The following is a 15,388-nucleotide window of genomic DNA, read 5'->3' as shown; positions in this document are numbered from 1 at the left end:
CGCGACATGCACAATGGCTCCGCCGCCGGTCAGTCCTGCCTGCGCACGCGGTTGGTCAGCACGCCGATGCCGTCGATGGCTAGCGCGACTTCGTCGCCATCTTCCAGAAAGCGGTCATGTTCGACGCCGCAACCATTGCCCATCGTGCCGGAGCCCAGAAGCTCCCCCGGATGAAGCGTCTCGTCACGCGACACATAGGCGATGATGTCCTCGAATCGATGCAGCATCGCGCTGTTGGACCCTTCGGCCCACAATTCGCCGTTCACCAATGCGCGCATCCTTATGTCGTGGACGTCGGCAAATTCATCCGGCGTGGCAATGCAGGGGCCGATCGCATTGCTGCGGTCGAAATCCTTGCCCTTCGCCGGGCCCATCATGCCGGGCATCTCCGCCATCTGCGCATCGCGCGCGGAAAAGTCGTTGAAGATGGTGTAGCCGAAGATATGGGCTGCCGCCCGCTCTGCCTTGATGTCGGCCCCCGGCCGGCCGATTATGATCGCCAGTTCCAGTTCGAAGTCCATGAACTTGCTGTACCGGGGCCAGAGGATTTCCGTATCCGGACCGACGACCGTCAGGGGATTGCCTTTGTGGTAGATCGCCTTCTCAAGATAGAGCGCAGGCAATTCGGTCAGTGGCGGGGCGGTGGGGGCCGGCATTCCGGCCAGCCTGGCGCCCAGGCGCTGCATGCCGGCATATGACTGCCGGATATGGTCGGGAAAGGTGAAGAAGTCGCGGATCGATTGCGGGCGCGGCAAGGGCGCGAGCAGGCGGACATCGGCAAGCGGCACGACATGTCCATCGCTCTCCATCAGCCGACGGGCTTCGTCGATCCCGGCGTCGCCGGCCTCGATCAGGGCCTGCATGCCAGTGAACCACGCCGGATCCCCTCGGCCGGACGCCGCGCTTGCGGCCGTCAAATTCTTGACGGCATCGTCGCCGACCAACGCTCCGACGAAACGGTTGCCGCCATGCTCATAGGTCACGAATCGCATAAATGCCTCCCCATCAGGAATGAGCGTGAAAAATTATCGATATTTCTATTTAATGACGATATATGTATCGGGTATCAAGCAAATTGAAAGGGGACTGCTGTGATCGATCGTGTGGCGCTGCTGGGTACGGGGCTGATGGGCGCGCCGATGGCGCGGAACCTGGCGCGGGCGGGCTATGCGGTCAGCGCGTGGAATCGCACGGCGGATAAGGCGGCGGCGCTTGCGGAGGACGGGGTGTCGGTCGCCGATACGGCGCGGCTGTGCGTGGCCGACGCCGATTCGGTGTTCATCGTCCTGAGCGATGGCCCAGCCTGCGACAGGCTCCTCTTCGGCGACGACGACGGCGTGGCGCGATGGATCAGGCCGGGCGCGACCGTCGTCATGATGAGTTCCATCGACCCGCCTTCGGCCCGCCGGCAGGCCGACCGCCTGTCCGCCCTGGGGATCGATTACATGGACGCCCCGGTGTCGGGCGGCGAGCGCGGGGCGATCGATGCCAGGCTGACCATCTTCGCCGGGGGCGTTCCGGCGACGGTCGAGAAGATGAGGCCCCTGCTGGAAACGCTGGGCCGGGTGAACCCGGTGGGCGGCGTCGGGAGCGGGCAGTTGGTCAAGCTTGCCAACCAGATGATCGTCGGGATCACCATAGAGGCCGTTGCAGAGGCCCTGCTGCTCATCGAGCGCGGCGGAGGCAGGCCGGCCGAGGCGTTCGCCGCGCTGGAGGGCGGATTTGCCGACTCCACGGTCCTTCGCCAGCACGGCGCGCGCATGCTGAACGGCAACCATGTGCCGGGCGGCACCGTCGCCACGCAGCTCAAGGACTTGCGCATGGCCACAGCGATGGCCGCCGATCTGGGCCTGTCGCTGCCCTTGCTCGCCGGGGCGGAGGACATGTTCGCGCGTGCCGCCGACGGGCCGGACCGCTCGCTGGACCATAGCGCCGTCCACCGCGCGCTGCGGGCCATGCAATCAATCGGCGATGCGATCTGAAAGGGGAATGACGATGAAGATCAGCGCCAGCGTGTCGACGATGTTCCGGGAGCTTCCGTTGCTTGAGCGGTTCGCCGCGGCCGCCCGTGCGGGCTTCGACGGGGTCGAGATACAGGTGATCGACGAGGGCGATCCGGCGGAGATGGCGCAGGCCGCGCGCGCCGCCGGAATGCCGGTCGTGCTCATGAACCTGCCGCTCGGCGATCTTTTCGCGGGCGGCCCCGGCCTGTCGGGCGTTCCGGGCCGCGAGGCCGAGTTCGCTTCCGCCGCTGAGCGGGGACTGCGCGCAGCGAGGGAAATGGATGCCCGGTTCGTCCATGTCGGGCCTTCCCGCATTCCGCCCGGCCATGACAGGGAAGCGTGTCTGGAAACCTACAGGCGCAATGCCGGCCAGGCGCTCGCGCTTGCGGGCCGCCTCGCGCCCGATGCCGTGCTGCTGGTGGAGCCGATGAACCGCGTGGAGATGCCCGACGCGCTGTTCGCCTCCATCGACGAAGCGGCCGATATGGTTCGCTTGATCGGTTCGGCTGGGTTCGGATTGCTTTTCGACCTCTATCATGTCGCGATGAATGGCGACGACATCGCTCGCGCATGGGCGGCGCACGGCCATATCGCGCCGCATGTCCAGTTTTCCGATGCGCCGGGGCGGAACGAGCCAGGCACCGGATCGATCGACTTCGCCGCGGCGTTCGCCGGGTTCCGGGCGTCGGGTTATGGCGGATGGCATGGGGCCGAATATCGTCCGGCCGGGCCGACGACGGCCGGACTCGGCTGGCTCGCGGAGATGCGCCGGCTGCATCCGTCCGCATAAGGGGGATGTCAGCCGCCGTGGCGGCGGACGTCGCTTTTCAGATCGCGCGCCCCTCATTCGCCCAATAGGCTTCGCGCAGGCGACGCTTGAATATCTTGCCGGAATCCTCGCGGGGAAGGTGGGTTTCGAACCGGACCACCTTGGGAATCTTGTAGCGGGACAGGCTGCCGGCCAGGCTCCTCTGGATTCCCGCCGCATCCAGCGTCGCTTCCTCGTCCGGTTCGACATAGGCGCATACCGCTTCGCCGAATTCGGGGTCGGGAATGCCGAATACCGCGCAGTCGCGCACGCCGCCGATGCCGAGCAGCGCCGCCTCCACCTCCGCGGGATAGATGTTGACCCCGCCGGAGATGATCATGTCGCGTCGCCGGTCGCACAGGAACAGATAGCCGTCCTCGTCGAGCCAGCCAATGTCCCCCACCGTGACGAAGCCGGCCTGTTCCAGTGCCGATTTTTCGTCCGGATGGCCATGATAGGTGAAGTCCGGCACGGCTTCGGACCGGACGTGGATGTCCCCTGCCTCGCCGGTTCCGGCGTGCTTGCCATCCTCCCCGATCACCCGGAGCGTCACGCCGGGAAGCGCGCGACCGACCGTTCCGGGCCTGGCAAGGGCATCGGACGAGCCATGCCCCGTGACAAGGCCGGTCTCCGTCGAACCGTAATATTCGTGGATGACCGGCCCCCACCAGTCGATCATCTGGCGCTTGATCTGCGTGGGGCAGGGGGCGGCGCCATGCACGACGAACCGCAGGGAGGAAAGATCATAGCCGGCCCGGACCTTCTCCGGCAGTTTGAGCAGGCGCACGAACATCGTCGGCACCACATGCATGTGCGTGATCCGGTGCTGCTGAACGAGGGCCAGCAGCTCCTCCGCATCGAAACGCGGTTCCAGCACGATCTTCTCCGCCAGTTCCGCCGACACCAGTCCATAGGCATTGGGGGCCGAATGGTACATCGGTCCGGTCATGAGCACCCGGATGGTTTCGGCGGGGTCCAATCCATAACCGTGAACGGCGATCTGCGCCTGCGCGGCCAGGTGGCCGGGTTCGAACGGCCTGCGCCGCACGCCTTTGGGCTTTCCCGTCGTGCCGGAGGTGTAGATCAGGGAGGATGCGCCGCCCGGCCCACGGGGCGGCGCGGGGCTGGCTTCGTCGGGCAGCCAGGCGTCCCAAGCCATGGCCCCCGCCGGCGCGGTCGAAGGCGGGAGGCGATAGGCAGCGGCGATCTCCGCCGGCGTCGGCACGCAGACCAGCGTCATGCCCGCCAGCCGGTCGGCCAGCGGGGCGGCCAGGTCGTCATGGGCGATCAGAAGCCGCGCGCCGCTGTCTTCAAGGATATAGCCGATTTCGTCCGGCGTCGCATGCCAGTTGATCGGCGTGGCGAACGCGCCGATCCAGCGCGCGGCCAGGCTGGCGACGAAAAAGGCGAAATCGTTGCGCAGCAAGAGGGCCACGGCATCGCCAGGAGCCACGCCGCTGGACTGCATCGCGGCGGCCGCGCGTTCGATTTCGCGTTCGAAGGCGGCGGGTTGCATCACCCTGTTGCCTGAGAGAAGCGTGGCTGTCATCTGCGCACTCCATTGGTCGTGGTGGATATCGGGCCACGCCTTGGCGGCTTGGCCATTGCGTGCCAGGCGGGCAGGCGCCTGGCGCGGCGCCCCTGGTCAACCCGCCGCTGCGACAGGCCGGTACAAGCCCGCATTCGCGGCCAGCCGCTGGGCCAGCGCGCCGAGCATGTCGAGCGTCGGACTCGCCAGCCCGGCCGCCCGGGCGAACGCCATGGGGGCCTTGACCAGCGCATCCATCTCCAGCGTCCGGCCAAGCAGGAAGTCCTGGAGCAGGGAGGGCTTGTGATCGGGCGCGCGATAGCCCGGCGGCATGGGCGGGATCGAATATCCCTGGGCGGCGGCGATGGCGACGGCCTCCGCCATCAATCTGGGCACCGTATCGCCGAATATCGGATCCTCGACGGCTTCCCGCGCCGTCTGGCCGGTAATCATGCAAAGCACCGAGACCGTCATATTGGCGATCAATTTGCGCCAGAGCACCTCGCGGAGGTCATGGTGGGACGGGCTGGCCAGTCTCGCGTCCGCAAGGATCGTCCTCAGCTTCACGATCCTGTCGCTTTCCGACCGATCCGGCTCGCCGACGAACAGGGCGTTATATTCCGGAGAATCGTTGCGCACCACACCCGGTTCCATCACCTCGTTGGAAGAGAAGATCACGCCGCCGATCGTCCTGCGGAGCCCGACATGCTCCTCCAGCGCGCCGCCGGGATCGAGCCATCTTAGCCGGGGCAGAAGGGGGGATTGCGGAAGCCCGTGCGTGTACCACCATGGAATGCCGTTCTGGGCGAAGACGACCGGCGTGTCCGGTGCCAGCAAGGGTTGGACGCCCTCCGCCAGAACATGGAGCGACGAGGATTTGAGGGTGGAGATCACCAGGTCCTGATGACCGAGATCGGCGGGATCGTCGGACGCCTTCACGCGGACGTCCAGCCGCTCCGGACCGGAGAGGAGGGTCAATCCCCTGGCGCGGATCGCCGCCAGCGCCGCGCCGCGCACGACGATCGACACCTCATGGCCGGCGGCGGCCAGCCGCGCGGCGAAATGGCCGCCCACCGCTCCTGCTCCATATACCGCGATTCTCATTGGCATCCCCATGTTTGATTTATCGATATTCCGCGAATATACCGATTGTCAATCGACGTTCAGACATGTTATCGATATTTCAACGATGGAGGATGCCAGAATGGACGGAAGATCGACAGGCGCGATAAACCCCGACATCGGGCTTTTCGGTGCAGCCGGGGAAGCCGAGGGCGAGGCCGAACTGCGACATGGCTGGCCGATCATCCTGGTTGCGTTCCTGGGCATCACCGTGGGAATCAGCAGCACCTTCCTGTTCTCGACCGGGCTTTTCCTGAAGCCGGTGGCCGACGCATTCGGCTGGGGACGCGGAACGGTGAGCATCGCGCCCTTCGTCGCCTCCATGCTGACGGCGCTATGCGCGCCCTTCGTCGGCCGCTGCGTCGACCGTTTCGGCGTCCTGCCCGTGTTGCTCCCCTCTCTGCTGGGGTTGGCCGCCGGCTTGCTGCTTCTGGGAATGTTGAGCGCCGACTTCTTCTCCTATGTGGCGCTGATGGCGCTGGTGGCGTTGCTGGGGGCGGGCACAGCGGCGCCCGTCATCACCAAGATGATCATCGCGGGCTTCAAGCGCCGTCGCGGACTGGCGCTGGGCCTGTCCCTCGCGGGGTCCGGACTGGGGGGAGGGTTGATCCCCCTGTTCCTCACGCCCATCATCGCCGCGCACGGCTGGCGGGCAGGCTATATGGCGCTGGCCGGCATCGAGCTGGCGGGCTTCGCCGTCATCGGGGCGCTCATCTGGCTTTGGCGGCGCACGATCCTGCCGCCTGCGCGGCCCACGGGCGCCCGCGTCCCCCGACAGGAAGCCGCCGTTTCCGCCGATGGGCCGCCGCTGCTGCGCGACCGCACGTTCCTGCTGCTGGCGCTGGCCTTTTTCCTTTCCGCCTGGGGGATATTGACGACCGTGGTGCATTTCGTGCCGATGCTGACCGATGCGGGCGTCGATGCGACCCGCGCCGCCGGAATGGCCGGAACGATCGGCGCGGCGCTGATCTTCGGGCGGATCGTCGTGGGCTATCTTCTCGACCGACTGCCGGCCGTGGCGCTGGCCCAATGCCTGTTCGCGATGGTCGCGGCGGGAATGCTGACGCTGGTCGCGGGCGGCGCCCATGTGGCGGTTGTCGCTCTGATCGCGGCCATCGCGGCGGGGATTGGCATCGGTTCTGAAAACGACATCATGTCGTTCCTCGTCGGCCGCTATTATGCCACCAGCCGCTTCGGCTCAGTGAACGGAGCGCTCTTTGCGGTCTTCCTGGTCGGAGGGTCCATCGGTCCCGCCGCGTCGGGCTATATGTACGACGCCACCGGCAGCTACACGCTCGCGCTGCTCCTGTCGGCGGGCGCGCTGGTGACGGCCGCGCTGCTGCTGTTCGCTCTGCCGAAGTTGCCATCGTCCGCAGCCAGCGGCTAAACGCGCCCTAATCGACTTGCCCGCTTCCTGACTCCATGCGATCCTGGAACCCATATGTCCTACGAACCACGGAAATCCCCCCCCGCCGAATCCGCATTCGCGACCCATACGGAGGCAGCCGCCCGCCTGCTTTCCGACGCGATCCTTTCCGGCGACATCGCGCCCGGAACCAGGCTCAACATCAGGGCGCTTTCGGAGGGGACCGGGCTGGGTCCGACGCCGATCCGGGAGGCGCTGGCCAATCTGGCGGGGCGGGGCCTCGTCACCTTCGCGGGGCAGCGGGGGTTCCGCGTCGTCCCGGTCAGTCCCCAGGATCTCCAGTCCATCATGACGGCGCGGACAGTCGTCGAACAGGGCGCGCTCGCCCTTTCGATGGATCGCGGCACGGAGGATTGGGAGGTCGAGATCGTGGCGAGCCTCCACCGGCTCAAGATGTTCACGGACAATCCCCCCACGGACATCGACAAGAGGATCGACACGTTCGAGCGGGTGCACTGGCGTTTCCACCTGTCCCTGATAGGGGCATGCGGTTCGGATCATCTCATCGCCATATATCAGGATCTTTACGAGCAGACGCGCCGCTATCGCTCGTTGATGCTGAAGACGGACGTCGATCCCGACCAGGCCTATGAAAAGCACAGCCTGCTGGCCCAATTCTGCCTCTCACGCGACAAGCGCCGGGCGCTCGAGATGCTTTCTGGGCACAACAACATGCTGCTCAGCACGATCTACGGACCCGTTGCTGAAGCGGCCGAGAAGGTTTGAAATCATGAGGGCGCCGGATGGATTATCGTCCGCGCCCGCCCGCATGGAGCGCGGAACCTCAGGACTTCGCCTCTGACGGGACGACAGGTCCGCTTTCGCCCGCAGAGGCGCGCGGCGGCATCAATTCCCTGATCATGCCCCAATAGCCGCGGGTGATGTGCGCGTCCGCCGCATAGGTCGGATCGGTCATCAGATGCGCGTGCAGCCGCCGCAGGTTGGGCCAGGGCACCGAGGGGAACAGATGATGTTCCAGGTGATAGCTGACGTTGAACGGCGCGATCAGGAACCGATCGAGCAGGGTCGGGATGACCGTGCGCGTGCCGTTCAGCTCCCGCTCGTCGGCGACGCCGTTATGTTCGGCCATTGCCCGTATCCGGTTGAAGACATTTGCCCAGATGAATTGCGGGATCAGCAAAAGGCCCAATATCTTCCAGCGGAAGGGCGACAGGAGGATCAGGCCGTAGAAAAGCAGCGCCCACAGCACATAGCGAATGCGCAGTCCCAGGCTGAAGTCGTAACCGAAGCGTCCGGGATTGTGGAAATTGGCGAAGGGCGCCCAGACGCGGCTGTCCCGCGCCATGCGATAGAAGTTGAGGCCGGTCACGCTGCGGACCAGCAGCCAGGCCATGGCGGCGGCGCTTTTCGGGAAGTGCTGGTCGCTGTCCCGCCGCTGCACGCGATAGTCGCGATCGCGCAAGGTGTTGGTGTAGCGGTGGTGATACATGTGATTGGCGCGGTACAGGTCGATGCTGAAGCCGAGCGGATAAGCGACGAAGATGTCGCCGATCAGATCGTTGAGACGGCGATTGCTGAACAGCATCCCGTGGCAGGCGTCGTGCATCATGACCGCCAGGCACTGAATGCGCGATCCGATGACGAAGCCGGCCAGCAGATAGACCGGGATTCGGTCCACATGGATGGCGACGGCGCCCGCCGCGATCGCTATCGCCCATTGGAGGACGAGTAGCAGGGCGTTGCGACGGTTGTCGATGACCGACAGTTCGCGGACCAGCGCCAGGGTGCCGCGCCGCGAATAGCGATATCCGGGTGGACGCTCCTTGGCGACCTCTTCCATGGGCCCATGTCTCCGAATGCCGCGCAAAGCCAGTCGCGGGGGACGCTATGAGCGGCGCGATCGAGCGTCAAGTGCGCGCCCTGCGTCAGTCGACGAAAATGGCCTGGAACACGATCTTGTCGTCGCGCACGATGAAGGCGTCCTTGCCCGACACCTGCTGGGGCTGGCCCTTGAACTGGACCCAATGCAGGATGACGCTGTCCGGGCCGGCCGGTTCGATCGTCGTTTCCATGGCCTTGATGCCGGGATGATGATCCTTGTCGGTCAGCGTCGCGAAGACGCGGCGCGCCTGCGCCTGGCCTGAATAGATGCCCGGACCCCTGGCCGGCGCCTGATCCGCGACCAGCCCCTGGGGCGTCACGACCACCGTGTCGGCGGAATAATCGTCCATGATCGGCTGCAACTTGCCGAGCTTCATGCTTTCGACATGGCGGGCGACGACTTCGGCGGGTGTTGCGGCTTGGGCGGCGCCGGCCAGGGAGAGACCCAGCAAGGCGGCGGCGAAGGGGAGGCGGAAGTCCATGGCGGCAGGAGCCTTTCTCAAGCGTTTTCGGGGGGAAGGGTGGGTTTCGGGCCGGTCATCCGTCATAGGGTCATCCCTCATAGGGGATGCCCGCTTCATGATCGCGGATGATCTGCCTCACGGCTTCGGGCTTCACGGGCAGCTTGTTCTGGTTGGCCTGGAGCCAGGCGAAGAAGTCCGCCTCGATCGCGTCGGTCCAGCGCGTGTCGATCTGGCCGGCGGTATATCTGCCCTCGCGCAGGCGCATATGGCCGAACAGGTCGCGCAGCCGCGTGTTCTCCGACAGCTTCACCACCTTTTCGGCCAGTTGCGGCGGGATGAACAGCACGCCGCCGTCGCGGCCCAGCACGACATCGCCGGGCATGGCGGTCGCCTTGCCGATGCGGATCGGGCCATTGATGCCCACCATCGTCGAATTGAGCCGCGCGCCCGTCGCCATCGCGCCGAAATGGTGCGACGGGTCGTAGGAGCGGACGAAGGAAACGAAGTTCGGCAGTTCCTTGAGGCCGTTGATGTCGCGCACCGCGCCGTCATAGACGATGCCGTTGCCGCTGCGGGCGTAGATGGCGTTGCCGACATTGTCGCCGATCGACGGTCCGTCCTGCTTCAGCCCGAAATGGTCGCTGACATAGACGTCGCCCCTTTGCAGCATGTCGACCGGCCAGGCGTTCATGGCGCCCTTGCGCTTGTCGGCTATGCCCTGCTTCTCCAGCACTGTCTGGATGTCCGGGCGGCCGGGCAGCCATTGGGAGGTCAGCGCCCGCCCGACCAGCACCTTGCCGGGGAAGATGGACAGCCAGCCATCCTCATATTGATGGTTGAACCCGGCGCTGCGCAGCGTCGCCCAGGCTTCCTCCAGCGTGACCTCCCGCATCCGCTCCAGAATGTCGTCGGGCACCTTCGGCCGGCCGTCCGGAAAGCGTTCCCCGGTCCAGGCCGGCGTATGGCGGATCACCTGCTCGCGCGTGAAGAAGCCGTCCTCGGCCAATGCCGGCTGCGATAGCAGCATGGCCGAAAGGGCAAGGGCGGCGCCCATCAGCCGCCGGTCAAATCCCATGGTTCAGCATCTCCCCATTCCATGCGCGGCGCGGCGCGGGCGTGCGCGGCCGCCGGTCGTACCCGTCCATTTCAGAATTCCGGCGGCATCTGGTCGTTCGCGCCGCCCCGCGGCACCTCCACCCCTGCGGCCCACAGGATTCCGTTCACCAGGAACCGCCGTTGCTGCGGATAGAGATGCATGTTGTCATGAAAGTCGTTGCCGCCCCACACGACCGAACGTCCTCCGTCGGGCCGTTCATAGGCCCAGGCGACCGGACCGCCGGTGCCGTTCGCCGCCTGCGACGGCCTGGCGGTGAGCAATGGGGTGCGGCGGCTGTTGTCGGGCAGGAAATAGCGCGCATACATCTCCTCCCGCGGCGTCCACGGCTTGACGCCGCGCAGGATCGGATGCCTGCCGGGGATGGGCCTGATCGCCCATGTGTCGACCGGATTGTGCGAGACATAGGGAATCCAGACCCCGCCCAGCCAATCGTTGAGATAGAGCCGGCCCGCCCGGTTATCCACGAACATCGTATAGTGATAGACGACCAGCCCGGTCTTCCTGCGCTTCAGCAGCGCATCGAAATCCTTGAGCGCGGCGGTGGTCTCCGCATTGTAGCCCAGGCCGTCGGTTTCGGCATATTGCTGGAAGATCGCGCCGGTTTCGCGCTTCAGCCAGTCGCCATTGCCGTCGATCACGATGGCGTCCGCCGTTTCCAGCATGGCCTGGTCCCGCGGCTTCTCTCCGACGATGACCTGCGTCTTCACCTGCCGCGCCGCGCCGGAATGCTCCAGCAGCCAGGCGAGTTCGCGCATGTCCTTCTCATATTCGTGGCGGCCGGGGGCGCCGTGCTGCTTCGGCCCGGCGAACAGCAAGATGCGCACCGGCGGCAAGGGAGCCGTTCCGGCTGCGGCCGGGCAAAGGAAGGCGACGGCCATCGCCGCCAATGCCGCATGTCGGCGCATGGGGAACCGCCCTGTGAACTTCCCTTTCAACTCACCCTCGCCAGCATAGATGGTCTTGCGACTCTCTTGGTCGATAATATCCTATATGATCTGCCATAATGTGGCGGATATACCAATCCCTCTCGCTATTTTTCTTGCGCTTCGGGCGAACAGGCCCGAACCCGGCAGGACGATGGGGAAAACGGGTCGTTTCCCCCCATCGGATGGGGGCAGAGTGGCCGCGCATCCGCGGGAACCCGCGCCATCATGCCGTTGCGGGCTTCCCGAATCGGGCAAATCCCTCTTTGGTGCTGGATGCCGCCTATGAAACGCGGCGCGATATGAAGATGAAGGTCTTATGGAAGCAGACGGCGCCATGTTGCAGGATGGGGATTATGCGGCGCTGGCGGAATTCCGCTTCGCATTGCGACAGTTTCAGGCGTTCAGCAGCGAGCGGGCGGCGCAGATGGGGCTGACCCCACAGCAGCATCAGGCTTTGCTGGCCCTGCGGGCCGTGCCTGCCCAGGACGCCACGGTGGGTTATGTGGCGCGGCGCCTGTTGCTGAAGCCGCACAGCGCGACGGGCCTGGTCGACCGGCTGGAAAAGCTGGGGCTGGTGACGCGCCATGCCAGCGCCACGGATCGCCGCCGGTCGCAACTGCAATTGACGCCGCGCGCGCTGGACCTGCTGGCGAAGCTGTCCGCCACGCATCGCGATGAGATCCGCCGATTGCGACCGCTGCTCAACGAGTTGCTGGCGCGGTTTGCCTGAGAAATTTGAGGTCTCAACATATTGAGGGAAACGCGCTCCTGCGACGGCAGCAGCCCGGTTCCGCAATTGATTCGCGCTTCCGCCTTCGCTGGAACACGTGGCTTGCGAGCGGAAGTCGCTACGCCCGCCTGTGGTTCAGGCGCGGGACCGCGTCGGATTGGCGGCGCACCAGGCTGTAGTCCAGCCGCGCCAGCCCTCTTCCGTTCATTTCGTCCCCGCGCTTCATCGCCTCCGCCAGCAGGGTCATGGCGGCGCGGCTCATGTCGCGGATCGGCTGGCGAATGGTGGTGAGCGTGGGCCAGATCGCGGCGGCGAGCGGCGTGTCGTCGAAACCGCAGACCGTCAGATCCGCGGGCACGCTGATCTGCCGCTGATGCGCGATGGTGATGGTCGCGGCGGCCATATCGTCATTGCAGGCGAAGATCGCCGTGGGCGGCGTTTCCAGGCTCAGCAGATGCGATGCCGCCTCCAGCCCGGAACGGTAGCTGAAATCGCCTTCCACGATATAATCCTCTTCCACCGCCAGGCCTTGCGCGGTCATGGCGGCGCGAAAGCCCTCCAGCCGCCGCGCGCTGGAACGGTGCTGCGGATTGCCCTGGATGAAGGCGATGCGGCGGTGGCCGAGGTCGATCAGATGACGCGTCATCTCGCCCGCGGCCTGGCGGTCGTCGATCGCGACCACCATCATGCCATGGCTCTCGTCCGGCGCGATCGCGACCCAGGGAATGTCCTGCCGCGTGAGGGCCTGCGCCAGTTCGTCCCAGTCGCACAGGGGCGGCGGCACGATGACGCCGGAAACGCGGGCCTGGAGGATCTGGGCGATGATGTCCTCCGCCGTGGCGCCGGTCTCGCATTGTTCGACCACCAGGTGGAGGTGATGCTTCGCCGCCTCATCCAGCCCGCCCAGCAGCAATTCGCCCAGATAGGCGGAGGTCGTCGTGTTGCGGTAAAGCAGCGCCACCCGCCGGTCGTCGCCGCCGGCCAGCGCGCGGGCTGAGACGTTGGGCGCATAGTTCAGTTCCGCGATCGCCTGTTCCACCCGCGCGCGGGTCTGGGGGCTGACCCAGCTCTGCTTGTTCGCGACGCGCGACACGGTCATCACGGACACGCCGGCCCGTGCGGCGACTTCCCGGATTGTCGGCGGCTTACGTTCGTTCATGGTCGTTCACCGACTAGCCTCTGCCGCCCCCTAAAACCAGTCATGGATTGCCCGGCGCATAGGGGAAAGCGAGCGATTTGTACCAGTTCAGGTCATGTTCCGGCGCCGCGGTGCCGGGGGGCATGGGGCGTTTGGACAGTGTCTGGAAATAGGCGATGCTGGCATCGCGCCACCATTTCGCCTCGCGATGCTGGATGCCCAGGAAAGCCTGGGTCTGGGCGAAGCGTTCCGCATCGACATGGGGGCGCAGGCCGTCCCATGTACGGCGCATCGCCGCGACATAGGCGACCCCCGCGTCATAATGGCGGATGAGGCCGTTCCACAGGGTGTCGCCCGATTTCAGCTTCGCGTCCCAGCCGACATGGTGGAACCAGAGGAGGTCGCGTTCCGGCGTCTTCTTCGGGTCGGCGAGCATCTTCGCGACCGGCGGGGCATATTGGGCGATGGCGTTGCTGCCGGTCTTCGTCCGGTCGAAGCCGATCCCCTGCGCGTCCGCCTTGTGATAATAGACCGGGTTCCATTCGGGCCGGGCAAGCTCTGAAATCCAGGGAGCCGGGCCATAATGATGGCCGGTGCCCATGACATGGGACAGGCCGAGCGGGGTCATGTAATCGACCGCTGCCTCGCGCGATCCCATCATCATGGCGACGATTGGATCGACCACCTTCGCATCCGTCGAGAAAGTCTGCGCCGCCCATTCGCGTGCGATCGCCTCCGCCGACAGGTCGGGATCCCAGGCGAGGCGGCCGAAGGCGTACCAGTCCGCCTGGTTGAAGATCGATCCGCTCCAGTCGCGGTCGGCGCCGATATTGGCGACGCCGGCAATGCCGGTCAGCTTGTGGCCCTCCAGCGATCCGTCGATCACCCTGGCAACCGTCGATCCCTTGCCGCGGGCGAAGGTGTCGCTTTTCAGCGTCTCCTCGAACAAGGGGCCGAGATAGGTGAGGTGGGTCGACTGGCCCAGATATTCCTTGGTGATCTGGAATTCCATCATCAGCGGCGTCCGGGGCATGGCGCCGAACAGAGGATGGAAGGGTTCGCGCGGCTGGAAGTCGATCGCGCCGTTCTTCACCTGCACCAGCACATTGTCCGCGAACTGGCCGTCCAGCGGCTTGAAGTCGCTATAGGCCTGCTTGGCGCGGTCGTCGGGATTGTCATGCGCATAGACGAAGGCGCGCCACATCACGATGCCGCCATGCGGTTTCACGGCGGCGGCCAGCATGTTCGCGCCATCGGCATGGGTGCGCTTGTAATCCTGCGGCCCCGGCTGCCCTTCGCTGTTCGCCTTCACCAGGAAGCCGCCGAAATCGGGAATGGCCCTGTAGATTTCGGCGGCCTTCGCCTTCCACCAGGCGGCGACCGCGGGGTCGAGCGGATCGGCGGTCCTAAGGCCGGACAGTTCCATCGGCGCGGTCCATTTCACCGACAGATAGACCTTGATGCCATAGGGCCGGAACACGTCCGCCAGCGCCGCCGCCTTGGCGATATAGGGCGCGGTCAGGCTGTCGGACCTGGCGTTCACATTGTTGAGCACCGTGCCGTTGATGCCGATGGAGGCGTTGGCGCGGGCATAGTCGGTGTATCGCGGCCCCTTCCAGTCGGGCAGGCGCCACCAGTCCCAGATGGATTGCCCGGCATAGCCGCGCTCCACCGTGCCATCCAGATTGTCCCAATGGTTGAGCAAGCGCAGCTTCATGCGCGGCGCGCTGCGAATGTCGAGCCGGTCCAGCGATGCGCCCGTTTCCGCCAGCCGCAAATAGGCATAGGCGCCGTAGAGCAGCCCCGCATCGCCATTGGCGGCGATCACCGTCACGGACTGGCCGTCCAGCGTGACCGAGCGAATGGCATAGCCCTCTTCGCCCAGCCCGTCGAGCTTCACCGGCAGATCGGGCGCGGAGGCCGGAGTCGCGAGCCAGATCGCGCCGTTCATGGGCTTTTCAACCAATGCCGGCGCCGCGCCGTTCGCGCCCGCAAGGCCGCGCATCAGTTCGTCGCGGGCGGCCAGCGCGGTCGCGCTGCGACCCGGCGCGACGACCGCCGCGGCGTGCCGCGCCAGATTGCCGCCATCCCGCACCTTTTCGTGCCGCAGCCACAGATCATAGCCGTCCTCCGCCAAAGCGGGCGCCGTCATGACGGCGGTGGCGACGGTCCAGCAGAACAGGCGCGCGAACATAGATCCCCTTTCCTCTCCTTCCCGTCTTCGCCCGAACCGAGGCTTCGGATCGAAGGGCATTGACAGGCTGCTCTTGTCTGAGCAATGTTA

14 protein-coding genes are annotated in these 15,388 nt (G+C 65.9%); 5 read left to right on the top strand and 9 right to left on the bottom strand.

Annotated elements, in window-relative coordinates; genetic code table 11:
* Positions 1 to 29: 29 nt before the first annotated feature.
* Positions 30 to 992, bottom strand: a complete 963-nt coding sequence (locus Sj15T_RS19145) for a fumarylacetoacetate hydrolase family protein (protein ID WP_013053933.1) — start codon at positions 990 to 992, stop codon at positions 30 to 32.
* 99 nt (positions 993 to 1,091) lie between these two features.
* On the opposite strand from Sj15T_RS19145, the gene Sj15T_RS19140 reads away from it, so the two are divergent.
* A complete protein-coding gene (locus tag Sj15T_RS19140; RefSeq protein WP_013053932.1) occupies positions 1,092 to 1,982 on the top strand; it encodes an NAD(P)-dependent oxidoreductase in 891 nt (296 codons plus the stop codon).
* 13 nt (positions 1,983 to 1,995) lie between these two features.
* Positions 1,996 to 2,793, top strand: a complete 798-nt coding sequence (locus Sj15T_RS19135; RefSeq protein ID WP_041386920.1) for a TIM barrel protein — start codon at positions 1,996 to 1,998, stop codon at positions 2,791 to 2,793.
* A 37-nt stretch (positions 2,794 to 2,830) separates the two neighbouring features.
* Here Sj15T_RS19135 and Sj15T_RS19130 read toward each other — a convergent pair whose 3' ends face one another.
* Together Sj15T_RS19130 and Sj15T_RS19125 are read right to left on the bottom strand one after the other, a co-directional pair.
* On the bottom strand, positions 2,831 to 4,360 hold the full coding sequence (locus tag Sj15T_RS19130; RefSeq protein ID WP_013053930.1) for an acyl-CoA synthetase: 1,530 nt from the start codon (positions 4,358 to 4,360) through the stop codon (positions 2,831 to 2,833).
* 96 nt (positions 4,361 to 4,456) lie between these two features.
* Positions 4,457 to 5,443 (bottom strand): ketopantoate reductase family protein, encoded by a 987-nt coding sequence (locus Sj15T_RS19125; RefSeq protein ID WP_041386830.1) that lies wholly within the window; start codon positions 5,441 to 5,443, stop codon positions 4,457 to 4,459.
* A gap of 100 nt (positions 5,444 to 5,543) precedes the next feature.
* Here Sj15T_RS19125 and Sj15T_RS19120 point away from each other — a divergent pair, with 100 nt between their 5' ends.
* On the top strand, positions 5,544 to 6,848 hold the full coding sequence (locus tag Sj15T_RS19120) for an MFS transporter (RefSeq protein ID WP_013053928.1): 1,305 nt from the start codon (positions 5,544 to 5,546) through the stop codon (positions 6,846 to 6,848).
* 54 nt (positions 6,849 to 6,902) lie between these two features.
* Positions 6,903 to 7,613: a GntR family transcriptional regulator gene (locus Sj15T_RS19115; protein WP_007686119.1), complete on the top strand. Its 711-nt coding sequence runs from the start codon at positions 6,903 to 6,905 to the stop codon at positions 7,611 to 7,613.
* Between the two features lie 58 nt (positions 7,614 to 7,671).
* On the opposite strand, the gene Sj15T_RS19110 is transcribed toward Sj15T_RS19115, so the two are convergent.
* From Sj15T_RS19110 to Sj15T_RS19095, 4 genes are all read right to left on the bottom strand, one after another.
* Complete coding sequence (locus Sj15T_RS19110) at positions 7,672 to 8,688, bottom strand: fatty acid desaturase family protein (RefSeq protein WP_013053927.1); 1,017 nt, start codon at positions 8,686 to 8,688, stop codon at positions 7,672 to 7,674.
* A gap of 85 nt (positions 8,689 to 8,773) precedes the next feature.
* Positions 8,774 to 9,211 (bottom strand): hypothetical protein, encoded by a 438-nt coding sequence (locus tag Sj15T_RS19105; RefSeq protein WP_007686117.1) that lies wholly within the window; start codon positions 9,209 to 9,211, stop codon positions 8,774 to 8,776.
* Between the two features lie 70 nt (positions 9,212 to 9,281).
* A complete protein-coding gene (locus Sj15T_RS19100; RefSeq protein WP_013053926.1) occupies positions 9,282 to 10,268 on the bottom strand; it encodes a demethylmenaquinone methyltransferase in 987 nt (328 codons plus the stop codon).
* Between the two features lie 71 nt (positions 10,269 to 10,339).
* Positions 10,340 to 11,215: a ThuA domain-containing protein gene (locus Sj15T_RS19095; RefSeq protein WP_013053925.1), complete on the bottom strand. Its 876-nt coding sequence runs from the start codon at positions 11,213 to 11,215 to the stop codon at positions 10,340 to 10,342.
* Between the two features lie 337 nt (positions 11,216 to 11,552).
* On the opposite strand from Sj15T_RS19095, the gene Sj15T_RS19090 reads away from it, so the two are divergent.
* Positions 11,553 to 11,966: a MarR family transcriptional regulator gene (locus Sj15T_RS19090; protein WP_013053924.1), complete on the top strand. Its 414-nt coding sequence runs from the start codon at positions 11,553 to 11,555 to the stop codon at positions 11,964 to 11,966.
* Positions 11,967 to 12,084: 118 nt separating this feature from the next.
* Here Sj15T_RS19090 and Sj15T_RS19085 read toward each other — a convergent pair whose 3' ends face one another.
* Entirely contained in the window at positions 12,085 to 13,125 is a 1,041-nt protein-coding gene (locus tag Sj15T_RS19085) for a LacI family DNA-binding transcriptional regulator (RefSeq protein WP_041386828.1), read from the bottom strand.
* A 40-nt stretch (positions 13,126 to 13,165) separates the two neighbouring features.
* Positions 13,166 to 15,298, bottom strand: coding sequence for an alpha-glucuronidase family glycosyl hydrolase (locus tag Sj15T_RS19080; RefSeq protein ID WP_013053922.1), 2,133 nt, complete (start codon positions 15,296 to 15,298; stop codon positions 13,166 to 13,168).
* Between the last annotated feature and the right edge of the window lie 90 nt (positions 15,299 to 15,388).

Origin of the sequence: Sphingobium sp. TA15, from assembly GCF_037101235.1 — a bacterium.
Taxonomy (GTDB): Bacteria; Pseudomonadota; Alphaproteobacteria; order Sphingomonadales; family Sphingomonadaceae; genus Sphingobium; species Sphingobium indicum.
This window is presented reverse-complemented; position numbering and strand designations above follow the sequence as displayed.